The following is a 23,963-nucleotide window of genomic DNA, read 5'->3' on the forward strand; positions in this document are numbered from 1 at the left end:
GCATCTTTTTTATATAATAAGTTCTGATTATTTTTACGGTCGTAATATGCAGGGTATAGAATATATTCTGTATCAATTTGGAGATAAGGCTGTAATGTTTGTATTTGCTCAATAGTCCTTTTCGTAAATTTGGATATCTTAATGATTTTTCTGATTGCATTTGACCTCCTGTTTCTAAAGAGAAACTGCTCAGTGGAAGTTTCTAGTATTTGTCCAATAAAGCACATAGGTTGTATTCTGTTTCCCACATTCTTGACTGTTGAACTCTGTACCAATTCTTCAGGCCGTTGCGTAACTCCCATTCCAATAACACCGGGCATATCAAATTGTCAATTCTTTATTACTTGGCATTTTTTAGAAGATGTTACGTTGGCATATAGTTTTGAGCTTGTATGAAAAATGACATTTACTACTAATGAATCAACTTTACATAACATAACCATATTTTGCATCGGAAATATGAGATAATTTTCCTTTTTTATTGTATCTTTGTATTTGATAGGCATGGAATTTTCATAATGCATGAGTTTAACCATCCATAATATTAATGAATGATTCCACTTACGTGCTGTATCTTAACATTTTAATATTTATTTAAAACTCTAACTTAAGTATAAATTACTTCTATTTTTTGTTTTATGAGTTCTAATTTTAAAACACCTCTTTCTGTATATGTCTTGTATGACAAGGATAATACTAAAGGTAGCGAAACATATGAGAAAATTTACCATCTTCTGTGTCGTAATTCAAGTAGGCCTTTTGAAGATGGGCTTGATATACCAGTGTTCTTTCGAACGGATATGGCCAATCAAATTCCCCCGATAGATATAAACTTCAGTAATAAAACTATTGCAATATTATTGGTTGATGACAATATGTATTGTAATACTATATGGGATGAGTATATAAAAGAATTATTAGTAAAAGAAGACAATGGGGCACTAAAAATATTTGCCGTCAAACTATCCAAGTATGCTTTCGACATAAACCCACTTCTTCAAGAAGAACAGTTTATTTGTTTGAAAAATGAGAATATTGAAACTGATTGGCATGAATTTCAAATAAGACTTTATGATAACATTTTACGCTATTTAAAGTCTTATAAAGTTGGGCAAAAGCTAAAATTATTCATTAGCCATTCTAAAAAGGATAAAGATCATTTAGGTGAATCTACGGCAATTTCTTTAAGAGATTATTTGCGTTCAGATACTAAACTCGATTCTTTCTTCGATGTTAATGATATTTTGGATGGTCATCAATTTGCCCAACAGATTCAGTCAGGTATAGCTTCATCCTTATTAGTTATCATAGAATCTGATACATATTCAGAAAGAGAATGGTGTCGAATTGAAGCTATCTCTGGTAAGAAAAATAATGTACCTTCAATATTAGTAAATGTATTGAATGGAGTTTCTTCTCGAACATTCCCGTATTTGGGTAATATGCCAAAGATTAGATTTAATGGCAAATGGGATGACGTAATTATCTTGCTTCTACGTACTGCGTTAGACCAATATTATGAGAAAGAATATCTTGAGCAATTGGTAATGAAGTGCGATTTGCAAAATACTTCTATTCTTCCTGTTCCTCCGGAATTAATGAATTTAATTAATATTGAAGATAATATAAAATCAATACTCTATCCTGAACCACCGTTAGGTCGTGAAGAGTTGGAGGTTTTGAATAAAAATGGTAAGATTACAAGTTTTGTTACTCCGAGTCAGTTATATTCAAATATGAATAAGATACAGGATAAGAAAATCGCAATTTCTATTTCGGAAACTCCGGAGGCTTTAACTAAAGGAATCGGCAAAGCCATGTTTGATGATTTATCTGTTGAAATAGCTCGTCATCTGCTTGTTACTGGAGCTAAATTGGTGTATGGAGGTGATCTTAGAATTGGTGGTTTCACAAAACTTTTATGCGATCTTTCATGTCAGTATGGCATAAAAGAAAAGTCTGATCCAAGTACAATCTATTTCACAAATTATTTTGCTTGGCCTATATTTAATAGGCTCTCAAAATCTGACATCGCTGAATTTAAATACGACCGTGTGGAAATAGTAAAAACAGAAATACCCAAAGGTGTAGGTGAGGAGGATAAGGGGAAGTTCTTTGAGCCAACTACGCCAAGCAAAATGTTTCTTTGGGCAAATTCTTTATCTATTATGCGTAAAGAAATGGAAGAGAATGTTAATGCACGTATCGTTTTGGGTGGCAAAATTGTCAATTTTAAGGGGCGTATGGCCGGAATATTTGAAGAGGCGATTTGTGCTATACAGAAAAAACATCCAATTTATTTATTAGGAGGATTTGGTGGAGCTTCTGCACAAATAGTGAAACTAATGAAAGGTGAAACTACGGCAGAAAAACTATTTGAAGAAGCAAAAACCAATGAGGATTATAAAAAATTAATTGAATATTGCCAAATGAGTTGTCTGCCAACGATAAATTACGATGAACTAAAGAAATTCGAAAATAAGGATTATCAGGTTCTTAGAAATGGACTTGATAAAGATGAAAATGAAATTTTATTCAACTCTATTAATATTCCCGAGATAATATCATTGATTCTCAAGGGTATTAATAAAGCTTTTAACTATTAATATAAATTATGCATAAAGTATTTGTAAGTTTTCATCATGCCAATGACCAGAAATATAAAGAAGGTTTGGTTAGTTGGGCTGAAAAAAATAAAGTATTCATTGATGGCTCTGTTGACATGGGCGAGATTCCAGAAGATTGGGACGACCAAAAGATACGCGAATATATACGCGACGAGCATTTGAAGGATACAACCGTAACCATTTTACTTGTAGGAACTGAAACAAAAAATCGCAAGCATATTGATTGGGAGTTATATTCAAGTATGTACGATGGTACGGTGAATAAGAAGTCCGGCATTATTGTGATATTACTACCATCTGTTAAAAGCGAATATTATACATGCGCTCATAGTAGTGAGAAAACGTTCTACCCAGAGACGACACAATGGATGTCTATTGATAGCCGAGAAGAGTATCATAGGCGTTATCCATACTTACCGGAACGCATCATTGATAATTTGCTCGAACCCAATGCCTTTATATCTGTAATCAATTGGGATAAGCTAACACCAGATATTTTGAGACAGATGATTGATAATGCATATAATAGTCGTGCCACTTGCACTTATGATTTATCAAGGCCAATGCGTAAAAAAAATGGATAAGTAGAATAATAGATTATGGCATTAAATAGATTTTATTTAACCGAAAATTCCATTGCACAAAGAAGTGGTTTATGTATATTCATAAGTCACCAAAAAAGAGATGCGGACACTGCTAAAAAAATAGCAGACTATTTTATTACTTCTGGTATTGATGTCTATTTTGATGAATATGATACAAAAATAGACAGAACGAGACCTTACTCGGTTGTAAGTGCAATTAAAACAGGTATCAGAAACAGCACGCACATGTTATGTCTTTTATCCCAAAATGCATTGGATTCAAAATGGATCCCTTGGGAAGTTGGATATGGATATGATAGAACAACTGTTGTAGGGTTAACATTAAAAGAAATATCACAATCAGTCTTACCCGAGTATCTTCAAATCGTTCCAATTCTAAGAGGTACAAAATCGTTGAATAACTTTATTTCTAATGTGTTAAAACGAGATGAATCAACGCTTATAAATGAGAGGAAATTATTTGCCGCATATCAATCTCAGCATCCTTTAGACTCTGTTCTTAATTGGGAACTGTAACATAACTTCCAGCAGGTATAATACCTTGCTGGAAGTTTATATAATATACCAAACAGTACTTGTATATCTTAATCGGGTAAGAGGAAAACGAAGAAGTAAAATTTCTCCTACTCAATTTGTTTTTGTAAGTCCTAAAAGTATTTCAAGATTTGCTTTTCCTTCCTCTGTCTTCCACTTTTTTCTCATTTTCTTTTGATTTTCGCCTTCAAGGGTTTCCAAAGCTTTTTCTTCTTGTTTTGTGGTTATATCAAGATATACCATTGTGGTTTGAATACTTTCATGCCCAAGTAAGTATGAGATTTGGGCTATGTTCATCCCGTTTTCAAGCCAGTGTGAAGCTTTGGCATGCCTAAATTGATGGGCATGTAAATCCATAGGAACATCTTGGCACCTTTCATGAGCCATTGTGGCATATTTTTTCAGCATCTTGTTCACGTTTTCAGCGGACATCGGGACATATATGCCTTTGCTCTTAGAACAGAAAAGTAATGCATTTGCATCATTCTGTTTCGGATGGTATTTGATAAGATACCTTTTCAAGCATTGTGCTGGCTTGGCCAAAAGAGGAATCGGACGTTTCTTTCTTCCTTTGCCAATGACTATTATGTGAGGTTTTACACAGTCTATAACAATATTGCTAATTTTCAGAGTCAGAAGCTCGTTGATGCGCACAGCGGTGGAATATAAGAGAAGCATCAGAGTGTAATCACGAAAGCCTATAGTACTCCCTTGATTAGGCATGGACAACAATACATCAACAGCCTGTTTACTGAGCCCGATGACCTTTCTTTTAGAGTTTTTCTCATTTGGAACATTTTCCGCTTGTAAGAAAACAGACATATAGGATATATCTCTAAACGACAAATATTTCAGAAAAACACGCAAAGCTGACAATCTTACATTACATGTTGCTGGACTGCAACCCCTATTTTCCTTTAACCAAATGATCCACTCCATTATATATTCCATACAGAAACATTCTGCGCTTAATGTTTCTGGTGTAGTGCCTTTTATGACTCTGAGGAATTCTACATAGAGTTTCACGGAGATCTTATAATTTCTCTTTGTGTGAGGACTGCATGCCTTGATTGAAGGGACATAGTGTTCGAGCCAGTCATGCAGATAATCAGCTATCTGCATTGCTTGCGGATTAATCTTCTTTTTCATCTGTCTTTAATTTTAATAATTGATTCTCTGTATATTCCATTATATCAGAAATCGCTGGGGTCAAGGAATAATAAGCCAGCGTGCTCTCTATTTGCCGGTGTCCCATGCTCTTGCTTAAAGCCAACAACTTGTCATGGATGGTAAATCCTTGGTGTGTCCAGCTGTTTATGTTTTCTATGGCATAGTTGTGTCTTAGCTCATATGGGATAGCGTAGGATGAATTGCAACTTTGCCACAACACCCGAAAATGATACGTAACCCAAACAGAAGGGTGAGACTTGTCATCCGGTGTCGGAAAGAACACTTTGCGGTGCGGTACTAACCTAGATATATTCTCGTCGTAAGTACGCATTAGAGCCAACATTGTATTATGGAGAACGACATAATGTTGGTCATGCCCTTTACTTCGCTTGATGGAAATTACGCCATTTTCAAGGTTTACATCATCACGTTCCAGCAGGATGGCTTCGGTTGTCCTCATCCCAGAACTGTACAATAAGCGAAAGAATACTGGCAGTGTCATGCGTTGGATTGTGGCGAGACGGCCACGTCTTGGCTTTGTGTTGTCGCAAGCATTGAAGAAGCGTTTCAATTCATCATATGTGAAAGGATGCGGCGTATAAGTTCTTGGCACAGACCTTGGCACTTTTGGCAGGGCTATTTTTGTCATTCCACGTTTGTTCATGTATTTGATGAAGTCCAGAATAGGATATACACGTGACACGCAAGAGTTTGTGCATTCAGATGGACGTTGCCTGCACCATCTGTCCACGATTTCTTGGGATAGTTCGATCTGTCCGGGATATTCCCTCGCACAAAAATGGTCAAATAGTATTACGTTCTTGATATAGCTGTGGCTGTCACGCCCGGAAGCCTTGCGGTATTTTACGTATCCTTCTATCGCGTTGGAAAGGAATGAAGTCGTTTTCATCTGCCAAACACCTCCTTTCCAACCGGGAATCCCTCGATGCTTAGCGAACACTCTTTCAGGTGTTTGAATTCCGCACTGAGATAGCGGTCGAGAGAGCTTGGGGACGAATGGCCAAGGGTGGCACTTATAACAGGCTGTTGCACACCGCCCTGCAACAGGGATGTCGCTACATGGTGGCGAAACAGGTGCATGCTCTTTCTTTCATTTTCACCTTGCCTTATTCCTGCTTTGTACATGACTTTTGAGCATATGGCATCAAGATTGCTTGTGTGGAGTCTTCTGTGTGGCACGTGTACTGTGAGAAAAACATATGGTTCCGGGCATTGGGGACGCTCTTTGAGCAGGTAATCAAAGACAGCATTCCCGACTACGGCGCGAAGCGGCAATGTAAGGGGCTGTCCCGTTTTTGCCTGTGTGATTTTTATAAGGTCGTGTTCCCAATCGAAGTTCTCAAGCGTGAGAGCTGAGATGTCACACCCACGCAATCCCGTGTACATGGCCAAGGTTATGATGGCTTTGTCCTGCAGGGATATTGTGCCGTCGTGCTCCAAGGTATGCCTGATGGCCGTCAGTTCTTGCTCTGTAAGGTATTGAATGTTCTTACGCATGTTGGGTATGGCCGGCAGATATGCGATTATACGTTCAACGGATTTGCCATAGTAAGGCAAACAGGCTTTCAGCCCATACTCCACCGAATATTTGAGCGAATGGCCCATCTTCTGTTTTTCGTCTTTGGAAAACACTTCCAACACCGCATCCTCTGTTATTGATTCGAATGAATACACACCCATTTCCTGTAACCGGAAGAAGAACGAAGATAGCGCATACTTCACGTTTGTTGAAAATTTGCAACGCCTGTCTACCACGTTGAAAGCCATGTCCGTTACATTCCTGTATTCTTCGCCAAGCAATTCGTAATGGTGAGGTTTGATGTAGTGTTTGCATCCGTCGGGTAATAATCCATTCTCGATATATTGGCAGATTACACGTAACAGGCGTACCTTGTTTCTGCAAGTATACTTGTTGGACCACAATTCTTTTAGTGTCGGTTCAACATCGGCGAGACTCTTCCATTTGTAATGTTCGGAATTGCCCGATAACCACTCAGCCATTTTCTTCACATAGTCTATGTACATGGCTGAATAACCTGTGTCTTGTAAATAAGAAACAAGCCCTTTGACTTTTTCATTCAGATTAAATATGTCCATAATCGCATCTTGTTTGAATGTTATTCTACAATTATAGACGGAATATAATCAGAACTGATTAAGACTCAAAACAAATGATTGTTAAACAATTGAATAATTTTATCGGAAATTCCTAAAAGTTCTGATAATGCGATAAATCCGAAATTTTGGATTTGAGTCACCAGTTCAAGAATCTGACTTTCAACACGCGCCACGACCGTGTGGCGGGATTGGGAAACAGCGAGGGAAGCCAGAAGGCACTTAACATGCTCTTTGCCATACGCACCATACAGGAGCGCACAGGAAAAGACTTGGGTGCGACCTTCCTCTCCGGCACGACTATCAGCAACTCACTGACTGAATTGTACCTGCTGTTCAAGTACCTGCGCCCGAAGGAGCTGGAACGGCAGGACATAAGGTGTTTCGACGCTTGGGCGGCGATATTTGCCAAGAAGACGACGGATTTTGAATTTAACGTGACGAACAATGTGGTCCAGAAGGAGCGTTTCCGCTACTTCATCAAAGTGCCGGAGCTTGCCGCCTTCTATAATGAAATCACGGACTACCGCACGGCGGAGGATGTGGGCGTTGACCGTCCTGCCAAGAACGAGATACTGCACCATATACCGCCCACGCCGGAACAGGAGGACTTCATACAGAAACTGATGCAGTTCGCCAAGACGGGCGATGCCACCTTGTTGGGCAGGCTGCCGCTTTCGGAAACGGAAGAAAAGGCGAAGATGCTCATCGCCACGGACTATGCCCGGAAAATGGCACTCGACATGCGCATGATAGACCCGAATTACGAAGATCATCCCGACAACAAAGCGAGTCACTGTGCCAAGATGATCGCGGAGTATTATCAAAAATACGACGCCCAGAAAGGCACGCAGTTCGTTTTCTCTGATTTGGGGACATACCAGCCGGGCGACGGGTGGAACGTCTATTCGGAAATCAAGCGCAAACTGACGGAGGACTACGGTATACCGCCAAGCGAGGTGCGCTTCATTCAGGAGTGCAAGACCGACAAGGCGCGGAAGGCGGTGATAGACGCCATGAACGCCGGGACGGTGCGTGTGCTGTTCGGCTCTACCTCTATGCTCGGAACGGGTGTGAACGCCCAGAAACGGTGTGTGGCTATCCATCATCTCGATACGCCGTGGCGACCGTCCGACTTGCAACAGCGTGACGGACGCGGAGTTAGGGCAGGTAATGAGATTGCCAAACATTTCGCCGGGAACAACGTGGATGTAATCATCTACGCGGTGGAGAAGTCACTGGACAGCTACAAGTTCAACCTCCTGCACTGCAAGCAGACTTTCATAAGCCAGCTCAAAAGCGGTGCGATGGGTGCGCGTACCATCGACGAGGGGGCAATGGACGAAAAATCGGGCATGAATTTCTCGGAATACATGGCGTTGCTCTCCGGCAATACCGACCTGTTGGACAAGGCGAAACTGGAAAAGCGGATCGCATCGCTCGAAGGGGAACGCAAGTCGTTCAACAAGGGCAAGCGTGATTCGGAGTTCAAGCTGGAGTCAAAGACCGGCGAGTTGCGCAACAACACGGCTTTCATAGATGCCATGACGGAGGACTGGAACCGCTTCCTGTCGGTGGTGCAGACCGACAAGGAGGGCAACCGCCTTAATATAATAAAGGTGGACGGAGTGGATTCCGCCGATGAGAAGGTCATCGGAAAGCGTTTGCAGGAGATAGCCAAGAATGCCACGACCGGAGGGTTGTACACGCAGGTCGGTGAACTTTACGGTTTTCCGATAAAGGTGGTGAGCGAAAGGATACTCAAAGAGGGATTGGAGTTCACCGACAACCGCTTCGTGGTCGAGGGGAACTACAAGTACACCTACAACAACGGGCATCTGGCGATGGCTGACCCGTTGGCCGCCGCCCGCAACTTCCTCAACGCGATGGAGAGGATACCCTCCATCATCGACCAGTACAAGGCGAAGAACGAGGTGCTGGAGATGGAGATACCGCAGTTACAGGAGATAGCGGGTAAGGTGTGGAAGAAGGAGGACGAGCTGAAGCAGTTGAAGTCCGAACTTGCCGCCCTTGACCGAAAAATTCAGCTGGAGCTTGCGCCACCCACGCCCGAAGTCGCAGAAAAGGAGAATGAAGGGCAACAGCTCAAGCCGGAAGCGGAAGATGTGAGGAACAGGCAGGCGCAATATCCCGAAAATGCACCGCCGCAGATACGCAGTCCGGCGGATAGTATCGTTGCCAACCATGTCATAATCGGGCGTCCGGGACTGTATGCCAAGGAGGAAACCCGGTCCAAAGGATTGAAAATATAACCTAAGGAATTTTATCTGAAGTATTAATAAGGGCTATCCCAAAAGGTCTAAAAGTAAATTTTATCCTTTCTGCAAGTATCTATAGGATGGCAACTGCATTTTTTTCTTTTTGGGCAGCCCTTATTAAAATTTATTCTTATTTTAGGTTATATACATTCATGTCCATTTATGTAAAAAATTCCTGCTGACCTTGTTTATGTCTTGTCAGTCACCATTTGCAAAACCATATTTGACCCTCAAAGAGGCTGAATTTGATAAGTAACTTGCTACATACTCATAATAAGGAGCTAAATAGAACACGAATGGGAAATACACAAATGCTAAACTAAAGAAGATATTGGCCAAAATAAACGCTATACCGAGAGAGAAACTTGATTTTTCAACTTCCTAAAACGGTGTTGTTCAAACATTTCTACTTATTTGTACTTGCCAGTTGAACCTACGCTTCCCTAATAAAATGTCTATGGTAAAAAGTTAAAAAATCCTCCCACTTTTGTTAGATATATTTTTTTGTGTAATTTTGTAATCGTTATGCGGCAGTAATAATATACATATTAATACGAGTTAGTAATCCTGTAGTTCTCATATGCTACGAGGAGGTATTAAAAGGTGCGTTTCGACAATGCATCTACTGTAGTATATTATTGCTTAATCCAAATGAATATTATAAATTTAGGAATTCTTGCTCACATTGATGCAGGAAAAACTTCCGTAACCGAGAATCTGCTGTTTGCCAGTGGAGCAACGGAAAAGTGCGGCCGTGTGGATAATGGTGACACCATAACGGACTCTATGGATATAGAGAAACGTAGAGGAATTACTGTCCGGGCTTCTACGACATCTATTATCTGGAATGGAGTGAAATGCAATATCATTGACACTCCGGGACACATGGATTTTATTGCGGAAGTGGAGCGGACATTCAAAATGCTTGATGGAGCAGTCCTCATCTTATCCGCAAAGGAAGGCATACAAGCGCAGACAAAGTTGCTGTTCAGTACTTTACAAAAGCTGCAAATCCCGACAATTATATTTATCAATAAGATTGACCGTGCCGGTGTGAATTTGGAGCGTTTGTATATGGATATAAAAACAAATCTGTCGCAAGATGTCCTGTTTATGCAAACTGTTGTCGATGGATCGGTTTATCCGGTTTGCTCCCAAACATATATAAAGGAAGAATACAAAGAATTTGTATGCAACCATGACGACGATATATTAGAACGATATTTGGCGGATAGCGAAATTTCACCGGCTGATTATTGGAATACGATAATCGCTCTTGTGGCAAAAGCCAAAGTCTATCCGGTGCTACATGGATCAGCAATGTTCAATATCGGTATCAATGAGTTGTTGGACGCCATTTCTTCTTTTATACTTCCTCCGGCATCAGTCTCAAACAGACTTTCAGCTTATCTCTATAAGATAGAGCATGACCCCAAAGGGCATAAAAGAAGTTTTCTTAAAATAATTGACGGAAGTCTGAGACTTCGAGACGTTGTAAGAATCAACGATTCGGAAAAATTCATCAAGATTAAAAATCTAAAGACTATTTATCAGGGCAGAGAGATAAATGTTGATGAAGTGGGTGCCAATGATATCGCGATTGTAGAAGATATAGAAGATTTTCGAATCGGAGATTATTTAGGTGCTAAACCTTGTTTGATTCAAGGATTATCTCATCAGCATCCCGCTCTCAAATCCTCCGTCCGGCCAAATAAGCCCGAAGAGAGAAGCAAGGTGATATCCGCTCTGAATACATTGTGGATTGAAGACCCGTCTTTGTCCTTTTCCATAAACTCATATAGTGATGAATTGGAAATCTCGTTATATGGTTTGACCCAAAAGGAAATCATACAGACATTGCTGGAAGAACGATTTTCCGTAAAGGTCCATTTTGATGAGATCAAGACTATCTACAAAGAACGACCTATAAAAAAGGTCAATAAGATTATTCAGATCGAAGTACCACCCAACCCTTACTGGGCCACAATAGGGCTGACTCTTGAACCCTTACCGTTAGGGGCAGGGTTGCAAATCGAAAGTGACATCTCCTATGGTTATCTGAACCATTCTTTTCAAAATGCCGTTTTTGAAGGGATTCGTATGTCTTGCCAATCTGGTTTACATGGATGGGAAGTGACAGATCTGAAAGTAACTTTTACTCAAGCCGAGTATTATAGCCCGGTAAGTACACCTGCTGATTTCAGACAGCTGACCCCTTATGTCTTCAGGCTGGCTTTGCAACAGTCAGGTGTGGACATTCTCGAACCGATGCTCTGTTTTGAGTTGCAGATACCCCAAGTAGCGAGTTCCAAAGCTATTACAGATTTGCAAAAACTGATGTCTGAGATTGAAGACATCAGTTGTAATAATGAGTGGTGTCATATTAAAGGGAAAGTTCCATTAAATACAAGTAAAGACTATGCCTCAGAAGTAAGTTCGTACACTAAGGGCTTAGGCATTTTTATGGTTAAGCCATGTGGGTATCAAATAACAAAAGACGGTTATTCTGATAATATCCGCATGAACGAAAAAGATAAACTTTTATTCATGTTCCAAAAATCAATGTCATTAAAATAATGGAGCGGTCAGGAAATTTCTATAAGGCAATACGGTTGGGATATATACTTATCTCCATTCTTATCGGATGTATGGCATATAATAGCCTCTATGAATGGCAGGAGATAGAAGCATTAGAACTTGGCAATAAAAAAATAGACGAGCTCCGAAAAGAAATAAACAATATCAATATTCAAATGATAAAATTTTCTCTATTGGGTGAAACAATACTGGAATGGAACGATAAAGATATCGAGCATTACCATGCACGGCGTATGGCAATGGACAGTATGCTCTGCCGTTTCAAGGCCACCTATCCAGCAGAGCGCATCGATAGTGTGCGCAGTCTTTTAGAGGATAAGGAACGACAGATGTTCCAGATAGTCCGGTTAATGGATGAACAACAATCTATTAACAAGAAGATAGCCAATCAAATTCCGGTTATTGTACAGAAAAGTGTGCAGGAACAGTCCAAAAAGCCAAAACGAAAAGGTTTCTTAGGCATATTCGGCAAAAAAAAGGAAGTAACTCCAGCAGTATCAACCACTATCCTTCATTCGGTCAATAGAAACGTAATCAGCGAACAGAAAGTGCAGGATCGCCAATTGTCGGAACAAGCCGACAGCCTTGCAGCTCGTAATGCAGAACTTAACAGACAACTGCAAGAATTGATTTGCCAAATAGAAGAAAAGGTACAAACCGAACTGCAAAGCCGGGAAAACGAAATAGTTGCCATGCGTGAAAAGTCATTTATGCAAGTAGGCGGTTTAATGGGATTCGTTCTTCTATTGTTGTTAATTTCCTACATCATCATACATCGTGATGCAAAAAGCATTAAACAATACAAGCACAAGACAACTGATTTGATAAGGCAACTGGAACAATCCGTACAACGGAACGAGGCACTGATAACGTCAAGGAAGAAGGCGGTACATACTATCACCCATGAACTGCGCACACCGCTGACAGCAATAACAGGCTATGCCGGACTGATACGGAAAGAACAGTGTGAGGATAAGTCCGGGCAGTATATCCAAAACATACTGCAATCCTCCGACCGTATGCGGGATATGCTTAACACTTTGCTTGACTTCTTCCGCCTGGACAACGGCAAGGAACAGCCCCGTCTGTCACCCTGCCGGATTTCAGCAATCACGCACACACTTGAAACGGAGTTCATGCCTGTTGCCGTGAACAAAGGGCTGTCCTTGTCCGTGAAGACTGGACACGATGCCATTGTATTGACCGACAAAGAGCGAATAATACAAATCGGGAATAACCTGCTGTCAAACGCTGTCAAGTTCACAGAAGAAGGCGGTGTTTCTTTGATTACTGAATATGATAATGGAGTTCTGACACTGGTCGTTGAAGATACAGGTACAGGCATGACAGAAGAGGAACAGAAACAAGCGTTCGGTGCGTTTGAACGTCTATCAAATGCCGCCGCAAAGGAGGGTTTCGGGCTTGGGCTTGCCATAATGCGTAATATTGTGTCGATGCTTGGCGGAACAATCCGTTTAGACAGCAAGAAAGGGAAAGGCAGTCGTTTCACAGTTGAAATTTCTATGCAGGAAGCTGAAGAACAGCTTGGATATACAAGCAATACACCTGTTTATCATAACAATAAATTCCATGATGTTGTCGCCATTGACAATGATGAGGTATTACTTCTGATGCTGAAAGAGATGTATTCCCAAGAAGGAATACACTGCGACACTTGCACCGATGCTGCGGCACTGATGGAAATGATACGCCAGAAAGAATACAGCCTGTTGCTGACAGACTTGAATATGCCCGATATAAACGGTTTCGAATTGCTGGAACTGTTGCGTTCGTCCAACGTGGGCAATTCACCAACAATCCCGGTGGTTGTGGCAACCGCTTCGGGCAGTTGTAACAAAGGGGAACTATTGGCAAAAGGCTTTGCCGGATGCCTGTTCAAACCGTTCTCCATATCGGAACTGATGGAGGTTTCCGACAGGTGTGCCATAAAAGCGACACCGGACGGGAAACCGGACTTTTCCGCCTTATTGTCCTATGGCAATGAAGCCGTCATGCTGGAAAAGTTGATAACTGAAACAGAAAAGGAAATGCAGGCGGTACGGGATGCAGCAAAAGAAAAAGACCTGCAAAAGCTGGATTCCCTGATCCACCACCTGCGCAGTTCGTGGGAGGTGCTCCGTGCCGACCAACCGCTGAATGTACTTTACGGATTGCTTCGTGGCGATGCTCTCCCGGATGGTGAAGCGTTAAGCCATGCCGTGACTGCCGTGCTGGATAAGGGAGTGGAAATAATACGGTTGGCAGAAGAGGAAAGGAGAAAATACGAAGATGAATAAGACAAAAATAATTGTGGTGGAAGACAACATCGTGTATTGCGAATATGTCTGCAATATGCTGTCACGGGAGGGCTACCGCAATATGAAGGCTTACCACCTCTCAACCGCGAAGAAACATCTGCAACAGGCAACAGATAATGATATCGTGGTTGCCGACCTGCGTCTGCCTGACGGCAGTGGCATAGACCTTTTGTGCTGGATGCGAAAGGAGGGAAAGATGCAGCCCTTCATCATTATGACCGACTACGCCGAAGTTAATACCGCCGTGGAAAGCATGAAACTCGGCTCGATAGACTATATTCCCAAACAGCTTGTGGAGGATAAACTTGTCCCCCTGATCCGTTCCATACTGAAAGAACGTCAGGCAGGACAACGCCGTATGCCTATATTCGCCCGTGAAGGTTCCGCCTTTCAGAAAATCATGCACCGCATAAGGCTGGTAGCCGCCACCGATATGAGCGTGATGATATTTGGTGAGAACGGCACGGGCAAGGAGCATATTGCCCACCTGTTGCATGACAAGAGCAAACGTGCAGGCAAGCCATTTGTGGCGGTGGACTGCGGTTCACTCTCCAAAGAGCTTGCACCGTCGGCTTTCTTCGGACACGTCAAAGGTGCATTTACAGGTGCGGACAATGCCAAGAAAGGATATTTCCATGAGGCGGAAGGCGGCACGTTGTTTCTGGACGAGGTAGGAAACCTCGCGTTGGAAACCCAACAGATGTTGCTCCGTGCCATACAGGAGAGGCGGTATCGCCCGGTCGGAGACAAGGCAGACCGGAATTTCAATGTCCGCATCATCGCTGCTACCAATGAAGATTTGGAGGTATCGGTGAATGAAAAGCGTTTTCGGCAGGATCTTCTGTACCGCCTGCACGACTTCGGGATAACCGTTCCTCCGTTGCGTGACTGTCAAGAAGACATTATGCCGCTGGCAGAGTTCTTCCGTGATATGGCAAACAGAGAGCTGGAGTGTAGCGTGAGCGGGTTCAGTTCCGAAGCACGTAAAGCGTTGCTGACACACGCATGGCCGGGCAACGTGCGGGAACTTCGGCAGAAAGTTATGGGTGCTGTATTGCAGGCGCAGGAAGGTGTTGTCATGAAAGAGCATCTGGAACTTGCCGTGACGAAACCGACCTCTACTGTCAGCTTCGCCTTGCGCAATGACGCGGAGGATAAGGAGCGGATATTGCGTGCGTTGAAACAGGCAAACGGCAACCGGAGTGTCGCCGCAGAACTGCTCGGCATAGGCAGGACAACACTATACAGCAAACTTGAAGAGTATGGACTTAAATATAAATTCAAGCAATCATAGCCCGTAATTCACTGAATTTGGCTATCTTTGCATAACATTTGAGAAAAACGGCGATTGGCAGGAGCTTTTCGCCGCCAACATATAGGATAAGACCGCAAGGCGTTTCAAGCGAAAATCTGGTAAATTGGAACTACGGAGACGATTGCGTGATGCTTATGCTATGCTTACGCATAGCGTGCATTCACGTACTCTCCGTAAAGGCTTTACCAGAGCCATCGCTTGAAGGTAGTGTGAATTGCACGCTACTTTTTTACCCTTGCCTAACGAAAGGAAACGATTATGGGTAAAGTTCAGATTCTCGCCGTACTGACGATGGACGGATGTCTTTCTTCAGAGTTATATGATAAAGCACATCAGGATTTGTGCCTTGACCGTTGCGGTCTTGATGAAATCAGGAAGAAAGCCTTTTACCGTGTGACACCGGACTATTCCATTTCAATGCTGCACGAATGGAGAAAAGACTGCACAAACATCCGTTACCTCGCGGAAGCCACACCGGACACGGCAGACTATATAAACGGACTGCTGCGGATGCACGCTGTGGATGAAATCATACTATACACCGTTCCTTTCATATCCGGAAGCGGACGACATTTTTTTAAGTCGGCTCTGCCAGAGCAACACTGGACGCTTTCCTCTTTGAAAAGCTATCCCAACGGTGTATGTCGCATTATCTATATCCTTGATAAAAAAGCAAGATAGCCAAAATGTGCGGCAAGCATACATTTCTATTTTCAGGAATAGAATAAATGTTCCGATTACAAACAATTTAAGTCGGAGATAATTTGTCCTTGTGAAAAAATACTGAATTTTATACCTCTGAAATCCAGCACTTTGTAAAATTGAGTGTTGGATTTTTTATTTTCTGCCGCGTTTTTTGCCAATTATATTCATGTGCGCACGCAGAAAACAAAGTGTAATTTTCAAAATTGACAGAACCATGAATTATTTCTTGCTGGCGGAAACCGACTTTTTCCGCCTGATAAACGAAGCCGGCGACTGCAATATGGAAACGGCATACACGGCTTTCGCCACCCAAGTGATCGAACTGTGCAACGGCGGCATGGACATGAACCTTACCGTCATCGCGCTTGCCTACATCGAAATCGAGTTGCAGCACCATCCCGTACGTAATCTGTCAGAAGAAAAAAGAGAGATTGCCGCCTACGTCAGCAAGGCTCTGTCTTTCGTAAGAAAGATGCAGAAATTCCTTGCCACGCCCCAAGTGCCACCACTAATATCCGCCAACAACGCAACAGAAACCACCGCCAGCCTTCTTCAATGGACGGGCAATGCCATCGACCTCGTGGAACTTATCTACGGCATAGACGTGATGGGCTGCATCAACAACGGCAATATGCCGCTCAAACAGCTCGCCCCACTTCTCTATAAGATATTCGGGGTTGATTCTAAAGACTGCTACCGCTTCTACACTGATATCAAACGCCGGAAGAACGAAAGCCGCACCTATTTCATTGACAGGATGCAGGAAAAACTGAACGAGAGAATGTTGCGTGATGAGGAGTTGGAGCGGATGAGAAAATAAAAAAATATCCATTACATATGAGAAGACAGGAATACTCGTATCCTGTCTTTTTATTTTCATTTAATTATATATTAATTAGCACAATATATGTGAGTTTTTCATTCCTATAAGGACAAATTTCAGAAACGTATGTCTGGTAAATTATTGAGTCATCATAGTATGAACATATATCATTACTAAAAACAATGAAACAACTTCCATAAGATTGTGGTTGTAAAAATCGCCATTTAATAGCCCGTTTTTTTTGTAAAATTCGCCAATTAAAAAAATATGATTATCTTTGCATTATATTTTATAAGGTATGGAAACAGTAAATAGAATACTTCAAGAGAAGATTACAGCACGAATCGCGCCCAATAAAGCAGTACTGATTTTTGGTGCTCGCCGTGTTGGTAAAACGGTAATGATGCGTAAAATTGTGGACAACTATTCAGGTAGGACGATGATGCTCAACGGCGAAGACTACGACACATTAGCACTATTGGAGAATCGCTCAATAGCCAATTATCGGCATTTATTGGATGGTATTGATTTGCTGGCTATTGATGAGGCACAGAACATACCACAAATCGGTAGTATTCTGAAGTTGATAGTTGATGAAATACCGGGAATAAGTGTCTTGGCAAGTGGTTCTTCGTCATTCGATTTGCTGAATAAGACTGGTGAACCGTTGGTCGGCCGCAGTACGCAATTTCTCCTTACACCATTCTCGCAACGGGAAATCGCACAGACGGAAACGGCACTTGAAACCCGCCAGAACCTCGAAGCGCGCTTGATTTACGGTTCCTATCCCGAAGTAGTAATGATGGAGAACTATGAACGTAAAACAGACTACCTACGTGATATTGTCGGTGCATACCTGCTTAAAGATATCTTAGCAATTGACGGCTTAAAAAATTCGAGCAAGATGCGCGATCTACTGCGATTGATAGCTTTTCAGTTGGGCAGCGAAGTTTCTTACGAAGAGTTAGGTAAACAACTCGGCATGAGCAAGACGACCGTTGAAAAATACCTCGACCTATTGGAAAAGGTCTTCGTTATCTATCGTCTGGGGGCTTATTCGCGTAACCTACGCAAGGAGGTTACAAAAGCTGGCAAGTGGTACTTCTACGACAACGGCATTCGCAATGCCATTATCGGGGCTTTCTCACCGCTGGCCATTCGGCAGGATGTCGGTGCGCTGTGGGAGAACTACATCATCGGAGAGCGGCGCAAAGCGAACTTCAATGAGGGACTGCACAGGGAGTTCTATTTCTGGCGCACCTACGACAAACAGGAAATCGACCTGATTGAGGAGAGTGCCGACAGTCTTACCGCCTTGGAGTTCAAGTGGGGAAATAAAATGCCGGCCGCACCGAAAGCCTTCCAAGAAGCCTATCCCTATGCCGAGTTTCATGTGGTAAATCGGGAGAATTATTTGGAGTTCGTATAATCAATAAATTACGTATATGGAAACAAAACTACAATCCAAACAGCAATATCCGCGGTTTATCCAAAATAAACCGTGTGGTATTGACAAATTCGATGGAGGTTCGCAAGAAAGGTTGGCAAAAACTATTGCTCGCCATTTTTGTCAGAATGATTCATTGGATGAGGAATGTACTTTACCTCGAATTATCGGCATCGAAGGTATTTGGGGATCTGGAAAATCCAACGTGGTTAAAATGTTGGAACGTGAATTATCAGACGACTATTACTTTTTTGAGTATGACGCATGGGGACATCAAGAGGACTTGCAACGCCGCTCTATATTGGAATTGCTTACAAGCAAACTTATTGATGATGGTATCCTATCTGGAAATGCAACAATAAAAGTCAAAGGTGGAGGTACGAAAACCGTATCATGGTCTGAAAAGCTGAAATATTTATTAGCCCGTAAAACGGAGACCGTAACCGAAAAATATCCCCTTATCAGTAATGGTATGGTTGCGGCATTTTTGGTTGCAGTTTTAACTCCGATATTTACATTTATTGCGTATGCAGTAAAACCTACACCCACAACATGGTGGTTTTCTTTATTGTCTATTATCATAGCTGCACTGCCAGTTCTTATTGCATTGTGCGTTTGGAAATGGGCATATAGCAAAGATCATAAATATGGATGGAGTTATATGTTAGCTATTTATCAAGATAAAGTCGAAAAGGACGTTTGCTATGAGACTTTGAGCGAAGACGAACCAACGGTTTACGAGTTCAAAACATGGATGCAAGACATTTCTGATTTTATCAAGGAAAAAGGACAACGTAAATTAGTCCTTGTTTTTGACAACATGGATCGTCTCCCCGCTGAAAAAGTAAAAGAATTATGGTCTTCTATCCATACGTTCTTCGCCGATAGCGGTTTTGAAAATGTTTGGGCTGTTATTCCTTTCGATGAAACACATTTAGCTTGTGCATTCGGAGATGAGACCGACGAACAAACGAAACAACTGACCAAGTATTTTATCAATAAAACTTTCCCTATTGTTTATCGTGTTGCTCCTCCTGTTATTACCGACTATCGAAGTATATTCAACAAACTGTTTGTTGAAGCATTTGGAGAAACAGAAAATGAAGCGAAAGAAACTATAAATCGGATATTCAGATTGGTAAATCCTAATGCCAATGTTAGGGAAATTATATCATATATCAATGAGATGGTCGCTCTTAAACAAGAGTGGTGTAACGAAATTTTGATGATAAACATAGCATTGTTCTGTTTGAAGAAGACGGATATTCTGGCAAATCCAGTAGAACAAATATTGTCCGGCGACTATCTGAATGGCATTCAAACAATAATTAACAATGATCTGCAAACACAACGCGAAATTGCAGCTTTGGTATATGGTGTCGATGTTGAAGATGCTCGACAAATTCCATTGAAAAAATATATTGAAGGCTGCATCAACGGAGAAGAAGACCACGACATAAATCAATATGCAGAGACTAATAAACAATTTGACACTGTATTAGAAGAAGTTATACAATGTATGGACAATGCGCTTATCGATAAGATTATACATTGTTTGCATAAATTAACTCGAAAGAGCGATGTTATTCTGCGTGTATGGCAAAGAATAGCACAATTGAAATTAAAAGAATCCATAGAGAAGCAGGTGTTCCCTGTCGAATACCAAGAACTGCTGTTGCATTTAGACACGGAAAGCCAAAACCATGTGATTGCTCAATTATATAAGAAGATAGTTCGGTTCAATGACTTCAATGGCGGCGACTATTTCAAAACGTTAGATGCAATAGACAGGTTTATTGCGCAAAATAAGTTGGCGTGCGATTTTACGTCATTGATTGAAGCAAAAACAGTCAAGCCAAATACATTTATCGATTATATTCAAGCTGCAAATGCAACAGATGCTGCCTATCGGGATAACGCGACAACTAAAGCATATAAATATTATCAAGTAGCAACAAATTCGGAGGCGCTCGATAATTATTTGGCAAACTTACTACCCGATAATTTCGACCATGCAGATATTGTAAAAACGTTAAAAGATAATTCTACCTATACGTTTCCAACGCTTTTGCAAGCGATCACGAATTGCATTGATGAACAGAATGTAAATAAAGATAATATAGGGGCTATATTTACAACCTATCGTTTATTGGCATCTGACGAAGAAAGACCTTTACCTGTAACGTTAGATTCAACCTACATAAATCAGTTGCATTCTGAATTAGAAACTGATGGCCGAAACATTAAAGAGTCTGGATATTACGATTTAGTCGCCATGCAATTGGCACATGGTCATTCCGTTTCCTTAATAGAGGGTGGAGATATAAAATATGTTGCAGAACTCATGGACTATTATGTGGATCATGGAGACTTATTAGTAAATAGTGTGGGATGGAATATACCGCTATTAAATGAAACACTACAATACATGGTAAATCATAAACTTGGCTATAAATTATTGCTCTCAGACATATTGCCCCAATTTGAAGATATTAAGAACAGAATAGGTGTAACGGATGAGGTATTTATCGAGCATTTAGCAGAGTGGAATACCGATTTGGATAAGTATATCACTAAGAACAATATTAAAGATGTAATTCCTGACGCATCTTTTTACGATTTGACCACTAAAATAAGCAATGTCCTGACCGATCATATCAATAAAATAGCGTTCGAAGCGTTGTCTGAAATAAGTGTTGATACATTATACGCCCAAAGAACAGCACATACATCATATTATTGGTTTGTCGCAATAAAACATTTACTGGCTAAAATCAAATCCTTGCCAGATAACTTGACTGAATTTGGCAAAAAGATTCTGATGGATATTGCTTCTGGAACTCAAAGTTTGAATCCTTTCCCTAATTGTTTCAAGAATATAGTTGAAAGATTGGATAAACGAAAAATTAAATCGACAGTTACCGATATAAGAAATGATTTCTGCATCGGTAAAAAGACTATCAATGCAATAAAGTTTCAATTTTTCGAAACATGGCTTAGATCGCATGGTAATTTGAAAAGTCAAGCTGGAGACGTTATTGATAAAATAGTGAAACCTGTAATTTCCGATGGGGCATGCCGTTCATTGATTCTGCAAAACAAAGATTTTTATATGGATTTAATAAATACAGCAGGGGATGATGCTTATGAATTGAAAAAGAGTCTCCGAAACCTCATACAAAAAGATTCAGATCCGCAATTGGTTAAATTTGTCAATTCGATAGATTCAGTACCTGAGGTTGAAACCGCGTAAGTATTTGTCTAACAAGTCCGAATTTTACGATTTTACCCGTCAGAACTGAAGTGCCCCCCAAAAAAATTGTATCCAACTTTTGGGGGTCACTTCAAACTTCGATAGGGATAATTTTCAATTTTGGGGACTTGTTAGACAGTCTCATTATCTGGTAGCAGTTTACACAGCACCGGATCGTTTTTGATACGCTCCAGTTCCTCCTGCACAATCTGCTTCACCTCTTCCTTGATGCGCCGGTAGTTCGCCTGCACCGTTTCCTTCATGCGGTCGTTGCCGTCCTCGTCCGTGAAGTTTGTAATGACGGGAATTTTCTTGTAGGCACTTTCTTCCCGTTTCACCTTTTCGGCATCCACCACAATCTCGCAATGAAAAATCTTCTGCTCGATACGCTCGTTGAAGTTGTCGGATACAGAACCGACAAACATTCCCTGCGTAAGCCCGGAAATCTTACTCGGTGGAATGAGCGCGTCCATCTGCGTGTTGATGGAGGTGGAAACATCCTGCCGGTTGATGGAGATGGACTGCCGTTTCTGCAACACCTTACCGAACCGCTCGGAGAGCGTCTTGGCTGTTTCCCCCACCACCTGACCGGAGAAAATATTGCCGACAGTGTTCATCACCACTTTCGCCTCTTTGTCCCCGTAGTCACGCACTAACTGGCTGAAATCCTGAAAGCCCAGACACACGGCAACCTTGTTGCTTCGGGCGGTAGCTATAAGATTGTCCAACCCTTTGAAGTATATTGTGGGCAACTCGTCGATGATGACCGATGACTTCAGCATCCCCTTCTTGTTGATGAGCTTCACGATACGGGAATTATACAGACCGAGTGCCGCACCGTAGATATTCTGACGGTCGGGATTGTTACCCACGCAGAGGATTTTCGGCTCTTCGGGATTGTTGATGTCCAGCGTAAACTCGCTGTCTGACATCACCCAGTAGAGCTGCGGTGAAATCATCCTCGAAAGCGGGATTTTTGCCGACGCTATCTGACCCATGAGCTGCTCCGCAGCCCCTCCAAGCCACGCATCCATGAACGGCGAAAGGTAGTTCTCCAGCTCCGGATAAGAGGTCAGTATCGGAAATATATCCTCGTAACGGCGGTTCAGAAACTCGATAGCATGGGGAAACGTGCAAAACTTCCCGTTCTGATAGATTTTGAGATACCAGATAATACTGGCAAACAGAATGATAGGTGACTCCACGAAGAAGTCGCCCTGCTTTTGCACCCACGTTTTATTGAGGTTGAGCATTATTGTGTAGGCACTCTCATAGGCATCCGTAATATCTTCCATAAAATCCGGGTGAATGGGATTGCACCGATGAGAGCGTCGCGGGTCGTCGAAGTTGATCACATAGAACTTCGGCTTTACCTTGTAGCCGTCCGGGTGGTTCAGCAAATGGTTGTAGGCAATAGTAGATAGGTCGGGATACTTGAAATCGTAGATGTATTGACTAAAGCCCTTTTCAATCTGTTGCTTGATAAAATTGTTTACCACGGCATAGGACTTGCCGCTGCCCGGCGTACCCAACACGATGGACGCACGGAAGGGATTAACTACATTGATCCAACCGTTGTTCCAGCGTTTCCTGTAATAGAAACGTGTCGGCAGATTGACCGAATACTCGCTTTCGATAAGCCTCGTTTCCTGCATGAAACTCTCGTTCTCGTTGTTGAAAACATCCTCCATCAAATTGTGTTTCAACAGGCGGCTCATCCACAGACCACCCATCAACAGGCAGACATAGCCCGTTCCAATGGTAAGGACATACAGTCCCGTCACCGCTTCAAGCGGCAGCGGCAGGGGCAGCAACCACCAGTTCAGGAAAAACAGCACGAACCCGACGGCAAATGCTGTCCAGATTCTCCCCCAAGTGATTTTCTCACCCTTGACACCCTTCGTACCCAGACAGGACAAGGCAAGCAAAAGGACGGAAAACAGCTTCGTGTAGAGAATGGAATGGAACAGCCCCGCCGTGCGGTCGAAGTTCAGAAGGATTTTGTCCACCACGCCGATGTTCACGCCCCACAGCCGGATGGCTTCGTAGCAGAACCAGTACACGTTCATGACCACTAAAATGATACTCACGGCACGCAGAAAATCCATGATTTTCGCCAATGCCCTCAAATCGTCTTCTTGTTGTGACATACA

The 23,963-nt window shown here is 42.1% G+C and carries 14 protein-coding genes and 1 pseudogene; 11 read left to right on the forward strand and 4 right to left on the reverse strand.

From position 1 onward, the window contains the following. Positions 1-638: 638 nt before the first annotated feature. Genes Cop2CBH44_RS01225 through Cop2CBH44_RS01235 form a run of 3 tightly spaced genes read left to right on the forward strand, consistent with a single transcriptional unit; the run spans position 639 to position 3,748 of the window. Positions 639-2,606 (forward strand): TIR domain-containing protein, encoded by a 1,968-nt coding sequence (locus Cop2CBH44_RS01225; RefSeq protein ID WP_015532697.1) that lies wholly within the window; start codon positions 639-641, stop codon positions 2,604-2,606. 8 nt (positions 2,607-2,614) lie between these two features. Next, positions 2,615-3,211 (forward strand): TIR domain-containing protein, encoded by a 597-nt coding sequence (locus Cop2CBH44_RS01230; protein WP_008655066.1) that lies wholly within the window; start codon positions 2,615-2,617, stop codon positions 3,209-3,211. Positions 3,212-3,226: 15 nt separating this feature from the next. Next, positions 3,227-3,748, forward strand: coding sequence for a toll/interleukin-1 receptor domain-containing protein (locus Cop2CBH44_RS01235; protein ID WP_009017581.1), 522 nt, complete (start codon positions 3,227-3,229; stop codon positions 3,746-3,748). A 111-nt stretch (positions 3,749-3,859) separates the two neighbouring features. On the opposite strand, the gene Cop2CBH44_RS01240 is transcribed toward Cop2CBH44_RS01235, so the two are convergent. From Cop2CBH44_RS01240 to Cop2CBH44_RS01250, 3 genes are read right to left on the reverse strand one after another with little or no spacing between them, the layout of a single operon-like run. Further along, complete coding sequence (locus Cop2CBH44_RS01240; RefSeq protein WP_015532696.1) at positions 3,860-4,915, reverse strand: tyrosine-type recombinase/integrase; 1,056 nt, start codon at positions 4,913-4,915, stop codon at positions 3,860-3,862. Beyond that, complete coding sequence (locus Cop2CBH44_RS01245) at positions 4,899-5,846, reverse strand: tyrosine-type recombinase/integrase (RefSeq protein WP_015532695.1); 948 nt, start codon at positions 5,844-5,846, stop codon at positions 4,899-4,901. The genes Cop2CBH44_RS01240 and Cop2CBH44_RS01245 overlap by 17 nt, the downstream gene beginning before the upstream one ends. After that, on the reverse strand, positions 5,843-7,054 hold the full coding sequence (locus tag Cop2CBH44_RS01250) for a tyrosine-type recombinase/integrase (protein ID WP_015532694.1): 1,212 nt from the start codon (positions 7,052-7,054) through the stop codon (positions 5,843-5,845). Before Cop2CBH44_RS01250 ends, Cop2CBH44_RS01245 begins: the two co-directional genes overlap by 4 nt. Before the next feature lie 146 nt (positions 7,055-7,200). On the opposite strand from Cop2CBH44_RS01250, the pseudogene Cop2CBH44_RS01255 reads away from it, so the two are divergent. From Cop2CBH44_RS01255 to Cop2CBH44_RS01290, 8 genes and pseudogenes are all read left to right on the forward strand, one after another. Then, a pseudogene (locus Cop2CBH44_RS01255) lies at positions 7,201-9,345 on the forward strand (helicase-related protein); the annotation flags it as partial. A 657-nt stretch (positions 9,346-10,002) separates the two neighbouring features. Beyond that, positions 10,003-11,928 (forward strand): tetracycline resistance ribosomal protection protein Tet(Q), encoded by a 1,926-nt coding sequence (gene tet(Q), locus Cop2CBH44_RS01260; RefSeq protein WP_004291466.1) that lies wholly within the window; start codon positions 10,003-10,005, stop codon positions 11,926-11,928. After that, positions 11,928-14,246, forward strand: a complete 2,319-nt coding sequence (locus tag Cop2CBH44_RS01265) for a hybrid sensor histidine kinase/response regulator (RefSeq protein ID WP_004291467.1) — start codon at positions 11,928-11,930, stop codon at positions 14,244-14,246. Before tet(Q) ends, Cop2CBH44_RS01265 begins: the two co-directional genes overlap by 1 nt. Beyond that, positions 14,239-15,561 (forward strand): sigma-54-dependent transcriptional regulator, encoded by a 1,323-nt coding sequence (locus tag Cop2CBH44_RS01270; RefSeq protein WP_004291471.1) that lies wholly within the window; start codon positions 14,239-14,241, stop codon positions 15,559-15,561. The genes Cop2CBH44_RS01265 and Cop2CBH44_RS01270 overlap by 8 nt, the downstream gene beginning before the upstream one ends. Positions 15,562-15,840: 279 nt before the next feature. Continuing rightward, complete coding sequence (locus Cop2CBH44_RS01275) at positions 15,841-16,263, forward strand: dihydrofolate reductase family protein (RefSeq protein ID WP_004291474.1); 423 nt, start codon at positions 15,841-15,843, stop codon at positions 16,261-16,263. Positions 16,264-16,501: 238 nt separating this feature from the next. After that, positions 16,502-17,107: an RteC domain-containing protein gene (locus Cop2CBH44_RS01280; protein WP_004304269.1), complete on the forward strand. Its 606-nt coding sequence runs from the start codon at positions 16,502-16,504 to the stop codon at positions 17,105-17,107. Positions 17,108-17,408: 301 nt separating this feature from the next. Further along, a complete protein-coding gene (locus Cop2CBH44_RS01285; RefSeq protein ID WP_004291480.1) occupies positions 17,409-18,539 on the forward strand; it encodes an ATP-binding protein in 1,131 nt (376 codons plus the stop codon). Positions 18,540-18,555: 16 nt separating this feature from the next. After that, positions 18,556-21,810 (forward strand): P-loop NTPase fold protein, encoded by a 3,255-nt coding sequence (locus Cop2CBH44_RS01290; RefSeq protein ID WP_004291481.1) that lies wholly within the window; start codon positions 18,556-18,558, stop codon positions 21,808-21,810. A 131-nt stretch (positions 21,811-21,941) separates the two neighbouring features. On the opposite strand, the gene mobC is transcribed toward Cop2CBH44_RS01290, so the two are convergent. Continuing rightward, positions 21,942-23,960, reverse strand: coding sequence for a conjugal transfer protein MobC (gene mobC / locus Cop2CBH44_RS01295; protein ID WP_004291482.1), 2,019 nt, complete (start codon positions 23,958-23,960; stop codon positions 21,942-21,944). Positions 23,961-23,963: the final 3 nt, after the last annotated feature.

Source organism: Coprobacter secundus subsp. similis (assembly GCF_015097275.1).
GTDB classification, from domain to species: Bacteria; Bacteroidota; Bacteroidia; order Bacteroidales; family Coprobacteraceae; genus Coprobacter; species Coprobacter secundus.

Excerpts from the sequence above, each read along its gene's own strand:
- Cop2CBH44_RS01225 (WP_015532697.1), top strand. The coding sequence starts at position 639 with ATGAGTTCTAATTTTAAAACACCTCTTTCTGTATATGTCTTGTATGAC.
- Cop2CBH44_RS01230 (WP_008655066.1), top strand. The coding sequence starts at position 2,615 with ATGCATAAAGTATTTGTAAGTTTTCATCATGCCAATGACCAGAAATAT.
- Cop2CBH44_RS01235 (WP_009017581.1), top strand. The coding sequence starts at position 3,227 with ATGGCATTAAATAGATTTTATTTAACCGAAAATTCCATTGCACAAAGA.
- Cop2CBH44_RS01240 (WP_015532696.1), bottom strand. The coding sequence starts at position 4,915 with ATGAAAAAGAAGATTAATCCGCAAGCAATGCAGATAGCTGATTATCTG.
- Cop2CBH44_RS01245 (WP_015532695.1), bottom strand. The coding sequence starts at position 5,846 with ATGAAAACGACTTCATTCCTTTCCAACGCGATAGAAGGATACGTAAAA.
- Cop2CBH44_RS01250 (WP_015532694.1), bottom strand. The coding sequence starts at position 7,054 with ATGGACATATTTAATCTGAATGAAAAAGTCAAAGGGCTTGTTTCTTAT.
- Cop2CBH44_RS01265 (WP_004291467.1), top strand. The coding sequence starts at position 11,928 with ATGGAGCGGTCAGGAAATTTCTATAAGGCAATACGGTTGGGATATATA.
- Cop2CBH44_RS01270 (WP_004291471.1), top strand. The coding sequence starts at position 14,239 with ATGAATAAGACAAAAATAATTGTGGTGGAAGACAACATCGTGTATTGC.
- Cop2CBH44_RS01275 (WP_004291474.1), top strand. The coding sequence starts at position 15,841 with ATGGGTAAAGTTCAGATTCTCGCCGTACTGACGATGGACGGATGTCTT.
- Cop2CBH44_RS01280 (WP_004304269.1), top strand. The coding sequence starts at position 16,502 with ATGAATTATTTCTTGCTGGCGGAAACCGACTTTTTCCGCCTGATAAAC.
- Cop2CBH44_RS01285 (WP_004291480.1), top strand. The coding sequence starts at position 17,409 with ATGGAAACAGTAAATAGAATACTTCAAGAGAAGATTACAGCACGAATC.
- Cop2CBH44_RS01290 (WP_004291481.1), top strand. The coding sequence starts at position 18,556 with ATGGAAACAAAACTACAATCCAAACAGCAATATCCGCGGTTTATCCAA.
- mobC (WP_004291482.1), bottom strand. The coding sequence starts at position 23,960 with ATGTCACAACAAGAAGACGATTTGAGGGCATTGGCGAAAATCATGGAT.